Raw genomic sequence first — 18,212 nt, forward strand, 5'->3', positions numbered from 1 at the left:
CAGCGCCCCGCGCGCCCTGCAGCAACTCCGCGCCGCCTCTTCACGGCGCATCGATCACCTGAACTGAACCGAGGAGCTCCGCCTCATGGCTACGAAGACCCGCCAGGCGGCGGCGCGCAAGCCGCGCCGCAAGTCCAACAAGAACATCGTGAACGGCCAGGCTCACATCAAGAGCACGTTCAACAACACCATCGTCTCCATCACCGACCCCACCGGCGCCGTGATCTCCTGGGCCTCCGCGGGCCAGGTCGGCTTCAAGGGCTCGCGCAAGTCCACGCCCTACGCCGCGCAGATGGCCGCCGAGGCCGCCGCCCGCCGCGCGCAGGAGCACGGCCTGAAGAAGGTCGACGTCTTCGTGAAGGGCCCGGGCTCGGGCCGCGAGACCGCGATCCGCTCGCTCACCGCGACCGGCCTCGAGGTCGGCTCCATCCAGGACGTCACCCCCCAGGCACACAACGGCACCCGCCCCCCGAAGCGTCGTCGCGTCTGATGCAGCCGTCGTTCCGGCGCGCTCCCGCTGAGGGAGGGCGCAGGGACGACGACCCGTGGTCATCCACCCCTCATGAGCGTCATATGGCGGACGCTCGCAGAAAGGACACACCGTGCTCATTGCACAGCGCCCCACGCTGACCGAAGAGGTCGTGTCGGAGTACCGCTCCCGGTTCGTCATCGAGCCGCTCGAGCCCGGGTTCGGCTACACGCTCGGCAATTCGCTGCGCCGCACCCTCCTGTCCTCGATCCCCGGTGCCGCGGTCACCTCGATCCGCATCGACGGCGTGCTGCACGAGTTCAGCACCGTCCCCGGGGTCAAGGAGGACATCACCGAGGTCATCCTGAACATCAAGGGCCTGGTCGTCTCCTCGGAGAACGACGAGCCCGTCGTGATGTACCTGCGCAAGGAGGGTGAGGGCGACGTGACCGCCGCCGACATCACCCCGCCGGCCGGCGTCGAGATCCACAACCCGGATCTGCACATCGCGACCCTCTCGTCGAAGGGCCGCCTGGAGATCGAGCTGGTCGTCGAGCGCGGCCGCGGCTACGTCTCCGCCGCGCAGAACAAGGGCGTGGACGCCGAGATCGGCCGCGTGCCGGTCGACTCGATCTACTCGCCCGTGCTCAAGGTGACCTACAAGGTCGAGGCGACCCGCGTCGAGCAGCGCACCGACTTCGACCGTCTGATCGTGGACGTCGAGACCAAGCCGGCCATCTCCCCGCGCGACGCCGTGGCGTCGGCCGGGAAGACCCTGGTCGAGCTGTTCGGCCTGGCCCACGAGCTGAACAACGAGGCCGAGGGCATCGACATCGGCCCCTCGCCGACGGACCAGGCGCTCGCGCAGGACCTCGCCCTGCCGATCAGCGACCTGAACCTCACGGTCCGCTCGTACAACTGCCTCATGCGCGAGGGCGTGCACACCGTCGGTGAGCTCACCTCCCGCTCCGAGGCCGATCTGCTGGACATCCGCAACTTCGGGCAGAAGTCCATCGACGAGGTCAAGGCGAAGCTCGCCGACCTCGGTCTGTCGCTCAAGGACTCGCCGGCCGGCTTCGATCCGTCGGCCATCGCGACCTACGACGACGACTACGGCGACCAGTACTGACCTTCCGTCTTTCCATCTTCTAGGAGAACGACCATGCCTGCTCCCACCAAGGGTGCTCGCCTCGGTGGATCCCCCGCCCACGAGCGGATGATCCTCGCGAGCCTCGCGACCGAGCTGTTCCGTCACAAGTCCATCACCACCACCGAGACCAAGGCGAAGCGGCTGCGCCCGTACGCCGAGCGTCTGGTGACCTTCGCGAAGAAGGGCGACCTGGCCGCGCGCCGTCGCGTCATGCGCACCATCCGCGACCGCGGCGTCGTGCACGTGCTCTTCGAGGAGATCGCCCCGACGTTCTCCGAGCGTCCCGGCGGCTACACCCGCATCACCAAGGTCGGCCCCCGCAAGGGCGACAACGCCCCCATGGCCGTCATCGAGCTGGTCAGCGAGGCGTACTCGCCCAAGCAGGCCGTCGTGAAGGAGGCCGAGGGCGCCGCCAAGGGCGCTGCGAAGGCCGACGACGCGAAGGCCGACGACGCCGCCGCGGAGACTCCCGCGGCCGACGCCACGACCGAGGCGCCCTACGGCGAGGACTCCTTCCGCGGGGAGAACCCGCCCGAGGGCTTCGACATCAAGGGCAACGAGGACTCGATGAAGTTCCACGCCCCGGACTCGCCCTGGTACGGCCGCACCGTCGCCGAGGTCTGGTTCCGCACCGCCGAGGCCGCCGAGAAGGCCGGCTTCGTCAACGCGGTGAAGAACGCCGACGAGGAGTCCGAGGAGGCCTGATCCAGGCCCCGAGGAGTCCGCGTCGTCCGACGCACGAAGGGCCCGCCGAGCAGCTGCTCGGCGGGCCCTTCGTCATCCCGCGCCCGACCGCGGTCGTCCCAGGGGCGGCGCCGCGTCGTCCGGGTCCGCTAGCGTGGGCGGTGTCCGAGCCGGATCCCTTCCCCCCAGGAGACCTGCCATGACCCCGCGTCCCACGACCCCTGAGCCCAAGACACCGGGCATCGACCGCCGCGGACTGCTGCGCGCCGGCGCCCTCACCCTTCCCCTCGCGCTCGCCGGCGGCGGCGCGCTGGCCCTCGCCGCGCCGGTCCACGCCGACCCCTCGGTCACGGGCGGCGAGACCCGCACGCGCGACGTGCCCCTCGCGGACCTGCCACGACGCGCGAGCGACCAGGGCGCCCGAGCCCGCGTGATCGCGGACGCCGCCGCCACGATGGTCGGCGCCAGCTGGAGCGGCGCGGAGCCCGACGTCCTGCGGGTGCGCGGCCGCGCGAGCGGTGCGGAATGGACCTCCTGGTTCCCGCTCGAGATCGCCGAGGATCCCGAGGACGGGACGTCCCTCGGCGCCGCGGAGCCCGCCTGGCTGGGCGCGGCCGACGAGATCGAGCTGGTCGCGGTCCGCGACGGCGAGGACGTCAGCGACGAGCTCACCGCCCATGTCCTCACCACCTCCCCGCGCGAGGAGGAGAAGGACGGCGCCGCCCCGTCGGCCCTGACGCGCATGAGCACCCGGGCGGTCGCCGCGGGCGACGCCGTGGAGCTCGGCCCCGGCGCCCCCACGATCGTGCGCCGCAGCGCCTGGGGCGCCGACGAGTCGCTCGTGGGCTCGGTGAGCTCCGCGAGCGAGCTGCGGGCCGTGGTCGTCCACCACACCGCGGGCTCGAACTCCTACGCGAAGGCCGACGCGCCCCAGCTCCTGCGCGGCATCCTCAGCTACCACACGAAGACCCTGGGCTGGGCGGACATCGGCTACAACCTGCTCGTCGACCGCTACGGCACGATCTACGAGGGACGCCACGGCGGGCTGCACAAGCACATCATCGGAGCGCACGCCTACGGCTTCAACACCTTCAGCTGCGGGGTCAGCGTGATGGGCACCTTCACCTCGAGCGCTCCGCCCAGCGCCGCGATCTCCGCGGTGCAGAAGGTCGCCGCCTGGAAGCTGCTCGGCGCCTTTCGCACGAACGCGAGCCAGCAGTTCGACTGGGTCTCCACCGTGACCGGCGGCGGCAGCCTGTACGACGAGGGCGAGACGGCGCACCTGCGGCGCATCTTCGGCCACCGGGACGTGAATGCGACCGAGTGCCCGGGGAACGCCTTCTACCCGAAGCTCTCCGGGATGCGCAGCGCGACGACCTCCGCGATCTCGAGCGCGTGGCGCCTCCACCTGGACGCCTTCGCGAGCCCGGGGGAGAAGACGCTGGGCACCGTCACCCAGCTCGTCCACGTCGAGGGGGCCTACTACGTCACGCGGCTGACCAAGGGCTTCGTCGTCTCCAGCGCGTCCGGCGCGAAGGATGCCAGGGCGACCCAGTTCCGCACCTGGACGACGGCATGGGGTCTCCCGCTCGCCGCCTCGCGGGTCGTGGACGGCCGCCGCATCCAGGACTTCTCGAACGGCCAGGCCGTGCGCGAGGACGGCAAGGAGACCTTCACCCGTTCCTGAGCGGATCGCACGTGCGCCGGGGCGACCCGGGGCCGGGCCCGCGCGTGGGCGTCAGGCCCGCGCTCGGGCGTCAGGCGCGCGCACAGGACGTCAGGCCCACGCGTAGGAGGACTGCGTGCCCTGACGGGTGACGGAGTCCGCCGCGTAGGCGGTCCCGGCGCGGATCGCCCCGGCGACGTCGCGCGTGCGCACCCACTGCGTCGCGAAGCAGCCGATGAACGCGTCTCCGGCGCCCGTGGTGTCGACGGCCTGCACCGCAGGGGCGTCGATGAGCTCGCGACCGCCCTCGTGGATCCACAGGGCGCCGCGCGCGCCCAGGGTGACGATGACGTTGCGGATCCCCGCGGCGAGCAGCACCTCGGCGGCGCGCTGGATGTCCTCGATGCCGTCGACCGGCATGCCGGTGAGCAGCTCGAGCTCCGACTCGTTGGGCACCAGGAACTCGACCCCGGTGATGCGGGAGAGGTCCAGGTCGGGGGAGGCGGGGGCCGGGTTCAGCAGCACGGGGATGCCGAGCTCGGCACCCAGGGCCATCGCGGCCGCGACGGTCTCGAACGGGATCTCGAGCTGGAGGACGATGAGCTCGCAGCGGGCGATCGCGTCCCGGGCGTCCTCGACGTCCTGCGGGGTGAGCAGAGCGTTCGCCCCCTTGATGATGAGGATCGAGTTGCGCGACTCGGGGTCCACGAAGATCGGGGCGACCCCGGAGGAGGCCCGTGTGCGCAGCACGTGCTCGGTGCCGATGCGGTTCTCCTCGAAGTTCTTCAGCGTGGTCTCGGCGAAGACGTCGTCTCCCACGCGCGTGACCATCACGACCTCGGATCCGAGCCGCGCCGCGGCCACCGCCTGGTTCGCTCCCTTGCCCCCGCAGCCCATGCGGAAGTCCGGCGCCTCGACCGTCTCGCCCTCGCCCGGCATCCGGTGGATGTAGGAGATGAGGTCCACCATGTTCGAGCCGACGACGGCGATCCTCGCCTCGTGCGCCATCTCAGTTCTCCTCGCCGGTCGTCGTCCGACGGCCGCGCCGACGCAGGATCAGGAAGTACACGAGCACCGCGGCGAAGCAGAACAGGTTCACGATGAAGCTGAAGCGCATCGAGCCCGTGGTGTCGGAGATCAGCCCCTGCACGGCGGGGATCACGGCGCCGCCGATGATCGACATGACGATGATCGCCCCACCGGTCTCGGTGAAGCGCTTGTCCTCGATGACGTCGAGGTTGCGGGCGAAGATCGTCGCCCAGCACGGGCCCAGCAGCGCGGAGGCGACGATCGCCGCGTACACCGAGGTGAAGTTCGGGGCCGTGACAACGTAGAGGATCGTGAGCATGCCGAGCGCCGAGTAGACGATGAGCACGAGGTCCTCGTCGAAGCGCGTCATCAGCAGGTTCGCCACGAACTTGCCGACGAAGAAGGCGATGAACGCGGCGATCAGGTACGAGGCGGCCGCGCGCTCGTTGAGGGAGTCGTCGAGGACCAGGGCCAGGCGGATCGTGAAGGACCACAGGGCGGTCTGCATGCCCACGTACAGGAACTGGGTCACGATGCCCGCGCAGAAGATCCGGTTGCGCAGCAGGTACGCGAGGGTCTCGCCGATGGAGGCCTTCTGCTCGGTCGCGTCGTCCCGCAGCGGCTTAGAGTGGGGGTACTGGGTGATCGCGATGAGCGCCACGAGCACGAGCAGCAGCACGAGGATCACCTTGTAGGGCTCGAGCGTGCGGCCGAGCGCCTCCGAGGTGATCGCCAGGCGCTCGGACTGCGAGGAGGCGTTCGCGACGCGCTCGTGCAGCGCGTCGCCGTCGGTGAAGACGAGGAACTTGCCCAGCAGCGCGCCGCCCAGGAAGCCGAAGGCGGTGAAGGTCTGGGAGATGTTCAGCCGCAGCGTCGCGCGGCGCCGGGGGCCGATCATCGAGGAGTAGGTGTTCGCCGAGGTCTCCAGGAACGAGAGCCCGATGGCGATCGCGAACAGCGAGCACAGGAACACCGAGTACGTCGCGACCTGCGAGGCGGGGAAGAACAGCACGCAGCCCAGCACGTAGACGCTGAGACCGATCAGCAGCCCCGTCTTGTAGCTGGTGCGGCGGATCACTCGGCTGGCGGGGATCGCGACCAGGAAGTAGCCGCCGTAGAACGCGGACTGCACGAAGGCGGAGGCGAAGTCCGAGAGCGTGAAGACGGCCTTGAACTGGGTGATCAGGATGTCGTTCATGCTGGCCGCCATGCCCCACATGGGGAAGCAGATCGACAGCAGGATGAACTGGAACAGCGGCGTGCGGTCGAGGTAGCCGTCCTTCAGCTGACGGGAGCGATCCTTGATGATGCCCCAGGACGTGTTGGGCACGCCCTCCTCGCCCACGGCGGTCTTCGCGGTGGTCATTCCAACTCCTTTGTTCGGACACCTCAGTGAAGGTGTCCCCTGCCCACCGGTGCAACGACGAAGCGGCACATATGTGCCGATGCGGGGGCGGGGCCGTCAGCCCTCGTCCGCCAGCAGCTGCCTGGCCGTGGCGAGGTCCGTGACCAGGTGGTGCGCGTAGCGCCGGGCGAGCGCGGCCCGGATCACGCCGACCTGCTCCGCGCCGCCTGCGACGAGCACCGCGTGGCCCCTCCTGCGCAGGTCGGTGAGGGTGGGGCCCGCGGTGCGCTGGCTCAGCGTGGGTGCGACGATGCGCCCGTCGGTGTCGAGGAAGCGCCCGCAGATCCGGCCGACCGCGTGCTCCCGGATCTGCGCGCGCTCCTCGTCCGTGAGGAGGTCGGGACGGGCCAGCGCCCGCGGATCCGCGGCTGCGGCGCCGAACAGGAGGACGCCGGCCTCGCGCACGAGCGCCTCGTGCGCCCGGGCGTCCGCCTCCTCCTCGCGGGCGATCCGCGCGGCGAGCGATGCGTGGACGGAGTCCGCGGGCCCGCGGTGGACGGGGAACGCGGTGCGGGCGGCGAAGGCCTCGAACGCGGGGTCGGGGCCGTCGGCCCGTCCCTGGCCGCCGAGCACGACGAGGGAGCCGGGGCGCGCACGCAGGCGCCCGAGCGCCGACTCGAGGGTCGCGCGCACGGCGCTCGACCACCACACCGCGAGCGCCGCGTCCTCCAGGGCGCCGGCGGCGTCGAGCATCTCGGCGGCTCCGACGCCCAGGGCATGGTCCAGATCGGCGGGTCCGCGGCCCGCGGGCACGACGAGGCGCACGTCGCCCAGGCCGAAGCGCTCGCGCAGGCCCTGGGTGAGGGCGCGGTCGGACTCCCGCGGGTCGAGCACGAGGGTGCGCACGAATCCCTTCGCGCGCGCGGTCGCCAGCAGCTTCGAGACCTGCGGACGGGAGACGTGCAGGGCCTCGGCGATCCGCTGCTGGGAGAGACCGCGGCCGTGGGCGAGCTTGGCCGCATCCAGGGCGAGGGCGTCACGGGCGCTCAACGGCGGCTGCTCCCCGCCGGACGAGACCCGTCCGGTCGAGACCCCGCCGGACGAGCCCCCGCTGTCGGAAGCCCTGCCGTCGGCCCCGTGCATCGTGCTCAGCCGAAGTGCTGCGGCAGCGTCCCCTCGCGCAGGGAGCGCAGCTCGGCGAGGGGGAGCGCCGCGAGGGAGGCGATCGAGAGGTCCTCGCCGCCGGTGGTGCCGATGACCAGCGCCGGCACGCCGTGCTCGCGCGCGAGGTCGAGCAGCTCGCTCTCGCGCGCTGCGTCGACGGCCACGAGGGCGCGGGCCTGGGACTCGGAGACCAGCGCCGTGAACAGGTCGATCCCGTCGCGCGCGAGCACGTCCGCGAGGTCGACCTGCGCGCCGACGCCGAAGCGGGTGGTCGACTCGACGAGCGCCTGGACGAGGCCGCCCTCGGAGAGATCGTGCGCGGCGGCCGCGAGACCGCTGGTGCCGGCGCCGATCAGCACCTCGGCGAGCGCCCGCTCGGCCTCGAGGTCGACCTGCGGGGGCATCCCGCCCAGGTGGTCGTGCGCGACCTGCGCCCACGCCGAGCCCGAGAGCTCCTCGCGCGTGGCGCCCAGCAGCACGACGGACTGACCGGCCTCGTGCCAGCCCGAGGGCGTGCGCGCGGTGACGTCGTCCATCACGCCGAGCACGCCGACGACGGGCGTCGGGTGGATCGCGGAGTCGATGCGCCCCGCCTCTCCCGTCGAGTTATACAGGGAGACGTTGCCGCCGGTCACGGGGACGCCGAGCGTCTCGCACGCCTCGGCGAGCCCGTGGATCGCCTCGACCAGCTGCCACATGGGGCCCGGGTCCTCGGGGGAGCCGAAGTTCAGGCAGTCGGTCACCGCGAGCGGCCGTGCGCCCACGGTCGCGACGTTGCGGTAGGCCTCCGCGAGGGCGAGGCGCGCACCCGTGCGGGGGTCGAGCTTCGTGTACCGGCCGTTCGCATCGGTCGCGATCGCGACCCCGCGGTGCGTGGTCTCGTCCACGCGCAGCACGCCCGCGTCGTCGGGCATGGCGAGCGCCGTCTGCCCGCCCACGTAGCGGTCGTACTGGTCGGTGACCCAGTGGGAGGAGGCGAGGTTCGGGGAGGCGACGAGCGCTCGCAGGGCGGCGCCGATCTCCTCGGGCGAGGCGGGCCGCGCCAGGTCCTCGGCGCGGTCGTCCTGCAGCGCGTCCTGCCAGTCGGGGCGGGCGAACGGCCTGTCGTAGGTCGGGCCGCCGTGCGCGACCGTCACCGGATCGACGTCGACGATGCGGCGGCCGTGGTGGTCGATGGTGAGGCGGCCGTCGCCCGTGACCTCGCCGATCACCGCCGTCTCCACGTCCCACTTCGCGGTGATCGCGAGGAAGGCCTCGAGGTTCTCGGGCGTCACCACCGCCATCATGCGCTCCTGCGACTCGCTCATGAGGATCTCGCCGGCGTTCAGGGTGGGGTCGCGCAGCAGCACGTTCTCGAGGTCCACGTGCATGCCGGAGCCGCCGTTGGAGGCGAGTTCGCTGGTCGCGCACGAGATGCCGGCTGCGCCGAGGTCCTGGATGCCCTCGACGACCCCGCCGTGGAACAGCTCGAGGCAGCACTCGATGAGGACCTTCTCCATGAAGGGGTCGCCCACCTGCACGCTCGGGCGCTTGACGGGGCCGCCCTCCTCGAAGGTCTCCGAGGCGAGGATCGAGGCGCCGCCGATGCCGTCGCCGCCGGTGCGGGCGCCGAACAGCACCACCTTGTTGCCGGTGCCGGTGGCCGAGGCCAGGTGGATGTCCTCGTGGCGCAGCACGCCCACGGCCAGCGCGTTCACGAGCGGGTTCGTCTGGTAGGCGGCGTCGAACACCGTCTCGCCGCCGATGTTGGGCAGGCCCAGGGAGTTGCCGTAGCCGCCCACGCCGGAGACCACGCCGTGCACCACGCGCGCGGTGTCCGGGTGGTCGATCGCGCCGAAGCGCAGCTGATCCATGACGGCGACGGGACGCGCGCCCATGGCGATGATGTCGCGCACGATGCCGCCGACGCCCGTGGCCGCGCCCTGGTGGGGCTCGACGTAGGAGGGGTGGTTGTGGGACTCGACCTTGAAGGTCACGGCCCAGCCGTCGCCGATGTCGACGACGCCCGCGTTCTCCCCCATGCCCACCAGCAGGTGCTCCGTCATGGCGGGCGTGATGTGGTCGCCGAAGGTCTTGAGGTGGATCTTCGAGGACTTGTACGAGCAGTGCTCGGACCACATGACCGAGTACATGGCGAGCTCGGCGTTGGTGGGACGGCGGCCCAGGATCTCGCGGATGCGCGCGTACTCGTCGTCCTTCAGGCCGAGCGCCGCGAAGGGCTGCTCCTGCGCGGGCGTCGTGACCGCATCCTCGACGGTGTCGATGTCGGAGCGGGCATCGGCCGCATCGAGCGGGTCATGCGGGTCGTGGTGCTCGGAGAGGGGTGCTGGGGCGGTCATCGCTTCGTCTGCGTCCGTTCGTCGCGCACGGTGGAGGGAACCCGGCCAGTCTACGGGCGCGCCCGTGCGGCGGGCGCGCCCGCCCACCGCACGGGATCGGTCTCCTGCGCGGCTCGCCTCAGCGCCGGGCGCCCTTGGGCGCCTGCTTGTCCCGGGCCTTCTTCTCTGCCTTCTCCTTCGCGCGCAGCGCCTTCTCGCTCACCGGCGCATCGGCCGACGCGCGCTGCGCGCGGAAGAAGGCCGCCGCCTCGTCCTGGCGCTCCTGCTCCGCGCCCAGCGCGATGGGGGCGCGCACGTGCCCCGGCCGCACGTCGAAGGCGTCGACGAGGTCCAGCACGTGCGGGCGCAGGCGCCACAGCAGGCGCTTGATGTCTGCCGAGACCTGCCGGCCGCGCTGCGCGGAGAGCTGGCCGTTGAGCAGGTACCAGGCCAGATCGTCCTGCAGGAGGGAGAGGCCGAAGAGGTCGCGCACGTCGGTGAGGATCTCGCGCGATCCCTCGTCCTCGAGGGAGTCGATGCCCGCGGTGAAGGCCCGCCAGCGCACGAGGTCCGCGTGCGCGCGCGCCGCATCGAGCATCTCCACCTGGTGCTTGTTCACGAGGGCGGCGGCGTCGGCCGGATCCATCCGGGCGCCGGGGCGCAGCGCGAGCGCGACCTCCTCGACCTTCACCCGAGCGCGCTCGGCCAGCAGGTGCTCCTGGACGTCCGCCTGCCGCAGCGTCTCGGAGGACCGGCGGGCGTTGCCCGCGTCCGAGGCGGTCTGCACGAGACGCCCCCAGGGGGTGTGGCGGTGGGCGAGGACGTCGGCCCGCTGCGCGATGAAGCGGCCGATGCCGGCGCGGTCGATGCTGCGCAGCTCGCTCGTGTAGTCGGCGAGCAGGCGCTTGGCGACCAGCTGCAGCAGCACGGTGTTGTCGCCCTCGAAGGTCGCGTACACGTCGAGGTCCTGGTGGAGGCCCACCAGCTGGTTCTCGGCCATGAAGCCCTGCCCGCCGCAGGCCTCGCGGCACTCCTGGATGGTGTCCAGGGCGAGCCGGGTGGAGGTGGGCTTGAGGGCGGCCGCGAGGGTCTCGAGGTCCTCGCGGCCCTCGGGGGTGTCCCCGCGGCCCGAGAAGACGTCGTCGAAGGCCTGCAGCAGCTGCTCGTGGGCGAAGGCCCCCGCATAGGTCGCGGCGAGCTTCGGGAGCAGGCGCGCGAGGTGGCTCTGGTAGTCCAGCAGCACCGTCTCCTGGGTGGGCGAGGCGGCCGTGAACTGCCGGCGCTGGGAGGCGTAGGTCAGCGCGATCGTGAGCGCGAGCTGGCTCGCCCGGTTCGCCGAGCCGTCGAGCGAGACCCTGCCCTGGACGAGCGTGCCGAGCATGGTGAAGAAGCGCCGCCCGGGCGACTCGATGGGGGAGGAGTAGGCGCCGTCGGGGGCGACGTCCCCGTAGCGGTTCAGCAGGTTCGTGCGGGGCACGCGGACGTGGTCGAAGGCGAGGCGTCCGTTGTCGATCCCGTTCAGGCCGCCCTTCTCGCCGTCGTCCTCGCTGCGCACGCCGGGGAGCATCTCGCCCGCCTCGTCGCGCACGGGCACGTAGAAGCAGTGCACCCCGTGGTCCACGCCGCGCGTGATCAGGCGCGCGAACACGGTCGCGGCCCGCGCGTGGACCGCCGCGTTGCCGAGGTAGTCCTTGGTGGCGGCGCGGAAGGGCGTGTGGATGACCCATTCCCCGTCGTCCCCGCCCTCGGGGTCGAAGGTCGCGGTGGTCCCCAGCGACTGCACGTCCGAGCCGTGGCCGATCTCCGTCATCGCGAACGCGCCGGGGATCTCCAGGCTCATGGCCCCGGGCACCCAGCGCCGCTGCTGGTCCTCGTCGCCGAGCTGGACGATCGCCGAGGTGAACAGTCCCCACTGCACGCCGGCCTTGATCTGCAGGGACGGGTCGGCGACGACGAGCTCCTCGAAGCCCGCGACGTTCGCCCCGTTGTCGTTGGGGCCGCCCAGGTGCTCGGGGAGCATGGGCAGCGAGACCTGCTCCTCGGCGAGTGTCCGCAGCTGCCCGAACACCCGTTCACGGTGCTCGGCGACGGTCGCGTCCAGCGGCCGGTGCATCTCCGGGCGCGCCGCGCGCTCGCGGGCCTCGAGGCGGGTCTCCGCCCACTTCCCGAGCAGCGCCCGGGTCACGGCGTCGACGTCGAGGCGCGGGTCGCCGTCGCGGGGGACCGGGATCGGCCCCGTCGGCGTGGCGGACCGCGCCGCCGCGCGCCCCGCGGTCGAGCGCGGCGTCGGGCCGGTCGCCGCGCCCTGCGTCGGGCCCTGGGCGGGATCCGCGGGATCGATGGGGTTCTGGGTGTGGTTCCGGGTCGAGGTGGTCATCGCATGCCCTTCATCAGCCATGTCACGAGGTGGTCGGAGAGATCGTCGGCACTGGGACGGGAGTCGTCCTCGCCGCGCATCCAGCGGTCCACGGCGCGCTCGACGAAGCCGACGGCGCCGGCCGCCCAGATGCCGGGAGCGGGGTGGCCCGCGGGGAGCGCGGCGGCGGCGAGGCGCGTCGCGGAGTCCAGGAAATGGTTCAGCCCGTCGCTGGGCCGGGTGACGAACGCGTAGACGTGCGGGGAGCGCTGCGCGGTGTCGACGTAGGTGGAGATCATCGCCCGCAGGTGGTCCTCGGGGGAGACGCCGCGCTCGCCCGCGCTCGCCGCGGAGCTCGCGAGCTCCCGCACCTCCTCGGTGAGGCGCTTCTGCATCGCGCTGAGGATGTGCAGGCCCAGTGCCCGCTGCAGATGGGCCTTGTCGGAGAAGTAGCGGTAGATGATGGACTTCGAGGTGCCCGAGGCCGACGCGATCTCCTCCATGGTCACGTCGGGCCCGCGCTCGTGGATGAGGTGGCGGGCGACGTCGAGCAGATCGGCCCGGCGCTGCTCGCGATGGCGCGCCCAGCGGGCCGTGCGCCCGTCGCTCTCCGCCGAGGCCGACGGGGAGTCGGTCGACGGGGAGGCGGCCGAGGGGGAGCCCCCGGCGGGCGGGACCGTCGGGAGCGTCGTGGCGGCCTCGGCCGCGTGCATCCTTGCGTTCACGAAACCAAAGGTATCAAGTACCGGCGGTTGCATGTAAAGTCTTCGTCGAGGCGCAGCGGTGCGGACACTCGTCCGCCCGCGACGGCGCCGCTCCCGACTCGCAGACCCGAAGAGGTGTCCCGTGACCGACGCTCCCGCGTCCCCGACCGACTCCGCCCGCAGCGACGCCACCCGCTCCGGCTCCGCCCGATCCGGGTCCGCCGGATCCCCGCGCGACGCCGTCGTCCTCGGCGGCAACCGCCTGCCCTTCGCCCGCTCCGGAGGCGCCTATGCGGGCGTCTCCGAGCAGGACATGCTCACCGCCGCGCTCGACGGTCTCGTCGCCCGCTTCGGCCTCCAGGGCGCGCAGCTCGGCGAGGTCGCCGGCGGTGCCGTGCTCAAGCTCGCCGGGGACCTCAACCTCACGCGCGAGTGCGTGCTGGGCACGCCGCTGGACGCGCGCACCCCCGCCATCGACATGTCGAAGGCGTGCGCGACGGGCCTGGAGACGGTGATGCACGTCAGCAACCGGATCCGGCTCGGGCAGATCGACGTGGGCGTCGCCTGCGGCGTCGACTCCGCGTCCGACGCCCCCATCGAGGTCTCCGTGCGCCTGCGCCGCCTGCTCCACCGCCTGAGCCGCGCCCGCACGCCGATGCAGCGCGCGAAGACCCTCGCGGCGCTCCGCCCCGGCGACCTCGCCCCGCTGCCTCCGCGCAACGCCGAGCCGCGCACCGGCATGTCGATGGGCGAGCACCAGGCCATCACCACCTCCCAGTGGGGCATCACCCGTGAGGCGCAGGACGAGCTCGCGCTCGCCAGCCACCGCAACCTCGCCGCCGCCTACCAGGCGGGCCTCCTCGACGACCTGGTCACGGGATACCGCGGGCTGGGGCGCGACGAGAACCTGCGCCCCGACTCCTCGATGGAGAAGCTCGCGAAGCTGAAGCCCGTCTTCGGCACCTCGAACCCCGCCGTGGCCGAGCCGACGATGACCGCCGGCAACTCCACGCCGCTGTCCGACGGCGCCTCGAGCGTGCTGGTCTCCAGCCGCGAGTGGGCGGCCGAGCACGGGCACGCGCCGCTCGCGCGGATCGTGGACACGCGCGTCGCCGCCGTCGACTACGTGCACGGTGACGAGGGGCTGCTCATGGCCCCCGCCTACGCCGTCCCCGCCCTGCTCGACGCGCACGGTCTGACCCTCGACGACCTCGACCTGATCGAGATCCACGAGGCCTTCGCCTCGACGGTCCTGACCACCCTCGCCGCCTGGGAGTCCGAGGAGTTCGGGCGCGAGCGCCTCGGCCGCGACGGCGCCTTCGGCATCGTGGACCGCAGTCGGCTGAACATCGCCGGATCCTCCCTGGCCGCCGGCCACCCCTTCGCCGCGACCGGCGGCCGCATCATCGCGACCCTCGCGAAGCTCCTGCACGCCCGCGCCCGCGAGAAGGGCGCCGTCCAGCGGGGCCTGGTCTCCGTGTGCGCCGCCGGCGGGCAGGGGACCGTGGTCCTGCTCGAGTCCGACGGCGAGTGACCCGCCCCGCACAGAGAGGAGAGCGTCGATGACCGACGCCTACACCCGATTCACCCGCTCCGCCCTGGGGCGACCGCTCGTCAAGCGGACGGGGCTGCCGAACCCGCCGCGCCTCCCGCGCCACGCCGACCGACCGCAGCCGGTCCTCGGCCCCGTCGTCGTCCTCGGCGGATCGCCCGGGGCCGACGAGGTCGCGGCTCTGCTCCTGGACTGGGGCGCCGACGTGCGCCGACGCTTCGAGGAGACCTCGACCGTCGGCTCCGTGGTCGTGGTGCTCGACGACCTGGCGAAGCCCGCCGACCTCGGCACGATCGTGCTGCCGCTCGCGGGCGCCATGCGCTCCCTGCTGCCCGGATCACGGGTGGTGACCATCTCGCGTCCGCCGACGGGCGAGGACCTCGCCCGGGACGCCGCGCGCGGCGGCGTCGAGGGGTTCGTGCGCACGCTCGGCCACGAGATGCGCAAGGGCGGCACCGCCAACGGCATCCAGGTCGCCGACGGCGTGCCGCTGACCGCGCCCGGAGTGGTGAGCACCCTGCGCTTCCTGCTCTCGGCCCGCAGCGCCTTCGTCGACGGGCAGCTCGTGGGCGTCGCGAGCGAGGACGGCGCCCTCCCCGAGGACTGGGAGCGGCCCCTCGCGGGCCGCACCGCCCTGGTCACCGGCGCCGCGCGCGGCATCGGCGCGGCCATCTCGCGCACCCTGGCAGATCTGGGCGCCGAGCTCGTGCTCCTGGACGTGCCCGCCTCCGGCAGCGAGCTGAGCGCCGTGGCGAACGATCTGCGCGCGACCCCGCTGCAGCTCGACGTGACCTCGCCCCAGGCCGGCGACCGCGTCATCGCCTTCCTGCGCGAGCGCGGCATCGTGCTCGACGTGCTCGTGCTGAACGCGGGCATCACCCGCGACAAGATGTTCGCGAACATGACGCCGGACCGCTGGGACGCCGTCATCGCCGTGAACATCTCGAGCCAGATCGCGCTCGCCGAGGCGCTGCTGTCCACCGATCAGTCCGTCGTCGGCCCGGATCTCCGGGTGGTCTCGCTCGCCTCGACGAGCGGCATCGCGGGCAACCGCGGACAGGCGAACTACGCGACCTCGAAGGCCGGCGTGATGGCCTTCGTCGACGCCCTCTCGCACCGGCTCGGCGAGCGCGGGACCGCGAACGCCGTCGCGCCGGGCTTCATCGAGACGGACATGACCGCGAAGATCCCGCCGCTGCAGCGCGAGGTCGCCCGGCGTGCGAACTCCCTGCAGCAGGGCGGCCTCCCGCTGGACGTCGCCGAGACCATCGGCTTCCTCGCCTCGCCCGGCGCGGGCGGCGTGCGCGGCCAGACGGTGCGCGTGTGCGGCCAGAACCTGGTGGGCCGATGAGCACGCACGACACGAGGAGCACGGGCGGCTCGAAGAGCGCGGACCGCTCGAAGGGCACGGAGAGCACCGCGCGGGAGGGGAAGGACGCTCTGCAGCAGGGGGAGCGCATCCGGGACCTCGCCGACGTCCCGTCCTTCCCCGCCGTCTATGCGGCGGCGCTCAGCCGCCGGCCGGGCGCTCGGCGCTCGCACGAGCTGCCCGAGGTCGCCCACCGCGTGCGCCGGGTGCGGATCGACCCGGCGCGGGCCGCGGCCTTCGATCACCTGATGGGCGGTGCGGCGACCGACCTGGTCCACCCGGGCGTGCTGCACGTGCTCGCCTTCCCGGTGAGCCTCTCGCTGATGGCCCGCTCGGACTTCCCCGTCGGTCTGCTCGGACTCGTGCACACCGAGAACCGCCTGCTGCAGCATCGGCCGGTGCGGGTCGGGGAGCTCGTGGACGTCGAGTGCCGCACCCGCGATCTGCGGCCCCACCGCCGGGGTCGGACCTTCGAGGCGGTGACGACGTTCCTCTCCGCGGACGGCGAGATCGTCGCGACCGACGTCTCGACGTACCTGGCCAAGGGCGGGGGCTCGGGTTCCGGCGAGGGATCCGGTTTCGGCGGCGCGTCGGGATCGGGGAGCCGGTCGGGATCGGGCGACGGGTCCTCCGGCCGCTCGCGCCGCGACTTCGTGCCGCCGACCCCGACGGGGCGCTGGCACCTCGATGCGGGGACGGGACGCCGCTATGCGGAGGTCTCGGGCGATGCGAACCCGATCCACATGTCCGCGCTCTCGGCACGCGCCTTCGGGTTCCCCCGCGCGATCGCCCACGGGATGTTCACCGCCTCGCGCGCCTTCACCGAGACGCGTCCCGACCTCACCCGGCCCCTGCAGTGGGACGTGCGCTTCGAGGCGCCCGTGACGCTGCCCGGCACCGTGCTCGTGCGCTACGAGGACGACGAGGACGGCACCACCCGCTGCGTGGGCTGGAAGTCGGCGCGCAGCGGGAAGCCCGCCCGTCGGCACTTCACCCTCGAGGTGAGTCCGGCCGACCGCGGATGAGTGCCTGAGCACCTCCCGCCGGCGGCCGGGTCGCGGGAGTGGACCCGGGTCCACCGAGGCGACAGACTGACCGGATGGACTCCACCTCTCCCGCACCCTCTGCCCCGTCCGCTCCCGGCGACGACCGTGCAGATCAGACCGATCGCGTCATCCTCGAGAGCGCCCGGGCGGAGCTGGGGCCGCTGGACCGCGGGGACCTGGTGGTCCTGGACGACGCGACGGGTGCCCTGAGCTCCGCCGCCCTGGAGGAGATCGCGGGCGGAGCCTTCCGGGTCCTCGTGCACGAGGCCTCCGCGCAGCGGGCGCTCGCGCTCGCCGAGGCGCACCCGGCGGCGCGCCGGGAGGGGCGGCTCGTGATCGCGGGACTCGACGGGACGCCCCAGGACCTCGGCGGACTGCTCGAGGGGAGCGCCCCGCAGGTCGCCCTGGCGCGCCTGCCCAAAGCGCTCGCCGCCCTGGACCACCGGGCGCACGCCCTCGCCCGCGCCGGCGTTCCCGCTCTCGTCGCGGGAGGCCGCGTCAAGCACATGACGCGCGCCCAGAACGAGGTCCTGGCCGGCGCGTTCGACGAGGTCCACGCGACCCGCGGCATCGGCAAGTCCCGGGCGCTGGTCGGCCGCGGTCCGCGCGCCGAGGACCGGTCGGCGACCGTCCTCGAGGGCGGCGCCGACATCCGCATCCGCGGCGAGAAGGCACGGGTCCCGCTGCGCGGCGTCGGCGGGGTTTTCGGGGGAGCGTCGGCCGATGCGGGCAGCCTGCTGCTGCTCGAGGCCCTCGACCGCGCGGTGGTCGCGGGTGAGGTCCCCAGGGCGGCGGACGCGGCGGACGTGGGAGACGCGCCGGATGCGCCGGGCACGGCAGACGCGCCGGGCGTCGCGGGCACCGACGCTCTCGCCGCCGTCGACCTGGGGTGCGGCAACGGACTGATGACCGTCTACCTGCGGCGCGCGTTCCCCGACGCGCGAGTGCTCGCGACCGACGATGACCTCGACGCCGTCGCCTCGACGCGCGCGACGCTCGAGGCGGATGCGGACGTGGCTGCAGGACCCGGCGTGCGCGTGCTCTGGGAGTCCTCGCTCGCGGCGCAGGCGGCGGGCAGCGCGGACCTCGTTCTGCTGAATCCGCCGTTCCACGACGGCACCGCCGTGGACGCGACGCTCGTGCACGGACTTCTCGACGCGGTCGCCCGCGTGCTGCGCGCCGGTGGCGAGCTGTGGTTCGTCCACAACTCCCATCTGCGCTACCGCAGCGAGGTCGAGCATCGCGTCGGCCCCGTCCGCCAGCGCGCCCGGGACCGGCGCTTCACCGTGCTGCAGGCCACCCGCGGCTGATCGGGGCGCAGGGGAGCCGCCGCGGCTGATCCGGGCGCGGCTGGTCCGGG

The 18,212-nt window shown here is 72.9% G+C and carries 14 protein-coding genes; 8 read left to right on the forward strand and 6 right to left on the reverse strand.

Annotated features, from left to right (window positions below):
- Nucleotides 1–85: 85 nt before the first annotated feature.
- The 4 genes from rpsK (at nucleotide 86) to MHY49_RS04305 (ending at nucleotide 3,990) form a co-directional block, all read left to right on the forward strand.
- Entirely contained in the window at nucleotides 86–490 is a 405-nt protein-coding gene (gene rpsK / locus MHY49_RS04290; RefSeq protein WP_109274700.1) for a 30S ribosomal protein S11, read from the forward strand.
- Between the two features lie 112 nt (nucleotides 491–602).
- The gene (locus MHY49_RS04295) at nucleotides 603–1,598 is read left to right on the forward strand and encodes a DNA-directed RNA polymerase subunit alpha (protein ID WP_200501859.1); all 996 of its coding nucleotides are present in this window, start codon (nucleotides 603–605) and stop codon (nucleotides 1,596–1,598) included.
- Between the two features lie 33 nt (nucleotides 1,599–1,631).
- Complete coding sequence (gene rplQ / locus MHY49_RS04300; protein ID WP_239202833.1) at nucleotides 1,632–2,324, forward strand: 50S ribosomal protein L17; 693 nt, start codon at nucleotides 1,632–1,634, stop codon at nucleotides 2,322–2,324.
- Nucleotides 2,325–2,502: 178 nt separating this feature from the next.
- Nucleotides 2,503–3,990 (forward strand): peptidoglycan recognition protein, encoded by a 1,488-nt coding sequence (locus MHY49_RS04305; RefSeq protein ID WP_239202834.1) that lies wholly within the window; start codon nucleotides 2,503–2,505, stop codon nucleotides 3,988–3,990.
- Nucleotides 3,991–4,080: 90 nt separating this feature from the next.
- Here MHY49_RS04305 and rbsK read toward each other — a convergent pair whose 3' ends face one another.
- The 6 genes from rbsK to MHY49_RS04335 all read right to left on the reverse strand — a co-directional run bounded on the left by rbsK (nucleotide 4,081) and on the right by MHY49_RS04335 (nucleotide 12,906).
- Nucleotides 4,081–4,977, reverse strand: a complete 897-nt coding sequence (rbsK, locus tag MHY49_RS04310) for a ribokinase (protein WP_239202850.1) — start codon at nucleotides 4,975–4,977, stop codon at nucleotides 4,081–4,083.
- Between the two features lies 1 nt (nucleotide 4,978).
- Nucleotides 4,979–6,364: an L-fucose:H+ symporter permease gene (gene fucP / locus MHY49_RS04315; protein WP_239202858.1), complete on the reverse strand. Its 1,386-nt coding sequence runs from the start codon at nucleotides 6,362–6,364 to the stop codon at nucleotides 4,979–4,981.
- Between the two features lie 96 nt (nucleotides 6,365–6,460).
- The gene (locus MHY49_RS04320; protein WP_239202860.1) at nucleotides 6,461–7,393 is read right to left on the reverse strand and encodes a sugar-binding domain-containing protein; all 933 of its coding nucleotides are present in this window, start codon (nucleotides 7,391–7,393) and stop codon (nucleotides 6,461–6,463) included.
- A 98-nt stretch (nucleotides 7,394–7,491) separates the two neighbouring features.
- Nucleotides 7,492–9,846: a phosphoribosylformylglycinamidine synthase subunit PurL gene (purL, locus tag MHY49_RS04325; RefSeq protein WP_239202862.1), complete on the reverse strand. Its 2,355-nt coding sequence runs from the start codon at nucleotides 9,844–9,846 to the stop codon at nucleotides 7,492–7,494.
- A gap of 118 nt (nucleotides 9,847–9,964) precedes the next feature.
- On the reverse strand, nucleotides 9,965–12,202 hold the full coding sequence (locus tag MHY49_RS04330; RefSeq protein ID WP_239202864.1) for an acyl-CoA dehydrogenase: 2,238 nt from the start codon (nucleotides 12,200–12,202) through the stop codon (nucleotides 9,965–9,967).
- A complete protein-coding gene (locus tag MHY49_RS04335) occupies nucleotides 12,199–12,906 on the reverse strand; it encodes a TetR/AcrR family transcriptional regulator (protein ID WP_239202865.1) in 708 nt (235 codons plus the stop codon). Before MHY49_RS04335 ends, MHY49_RS04330 begins: the two co-directional genes overlap by 4 nt.
- A 121-nt stretch (nucleotides 12,907–13,027) precedes the next feature.
- Between MHY49_RS04335 and MHY49_RS04340 the strand changes: the two genes are divergently transcribed.
- The 4 genes from MHY49_RS04340 (at nucleotide 13,028) to MHY49_RS04355 (ending at nucleotide 18,162) form a co-directional block, all read left to right on the forward strand.
- A complete protein-coding gene (locus MHY49_RS04340) occupies nucleotides 13,028–14,419 on the forward strand; it encodes an acetyl-CoA C-acetyltransferase (RefSeq protein WP_239202867.1) in 1,392 nt (463 codons plus the stop codon).
- Between the two features lie 28 nt (nucleotides 14,420–14,447).
- Nucleotides 14,448–15,788, forward strand: coding sequence for a 3-oxoacyl-ACP reductase (locus MHY49_RS04345; RefSeq protein WP_239202870.1), 1,341 nt, complete (start codon nucleotides 14,448–14,450; stop codon nucleotides 15,786–15,788).
- Nucleotides 15,785–16,831 (forward strand): MaoC/PaaZ C-terminal domain-containing protein, encoded by a 1,047-nt coding sequence (locus tag MHY49_RS04350; RefSeq protein ID WP_239202871.1) that lies wholly within the window; start codon nucleotides 15,785–15,787, stop codon nucleotides 16,829–16,831. The genes MHY49_RS04345 and MHY49_RS04350 overlap by 4 nt, the downstream gene beginning before the upstream one ends.
- A gap of 74 nt (nucleotides 16,832–16,905) precedes the next feature.
- Nucleotides 16,906–18,162, forward strand: a complete 1,257-nt coding sequence (locus MHY49_RS04355) for a class I SAM-dependent methyltransferase (protein WP_239202872.1) — start codon at nucleotides 16,906–16,908, stop codon at nucleotides 18,160–18,162.
- The last annotated feature ends 50 nt before the right edge of the window (nucleotides 18,163–18,212 follow it).

The sequence above is a fragment of the Brachybacterium sp. ACRRE genome, assembly GCF_022346485.1.
In the GTDB taxonomy this organism is placed as follows: domain Bacteria; phylum Actinomycetota; class Actinomycetes; order Actinomycetales; family Dermabacteraceae; genus Brachybacterium; species Brachybacterium halotolerans.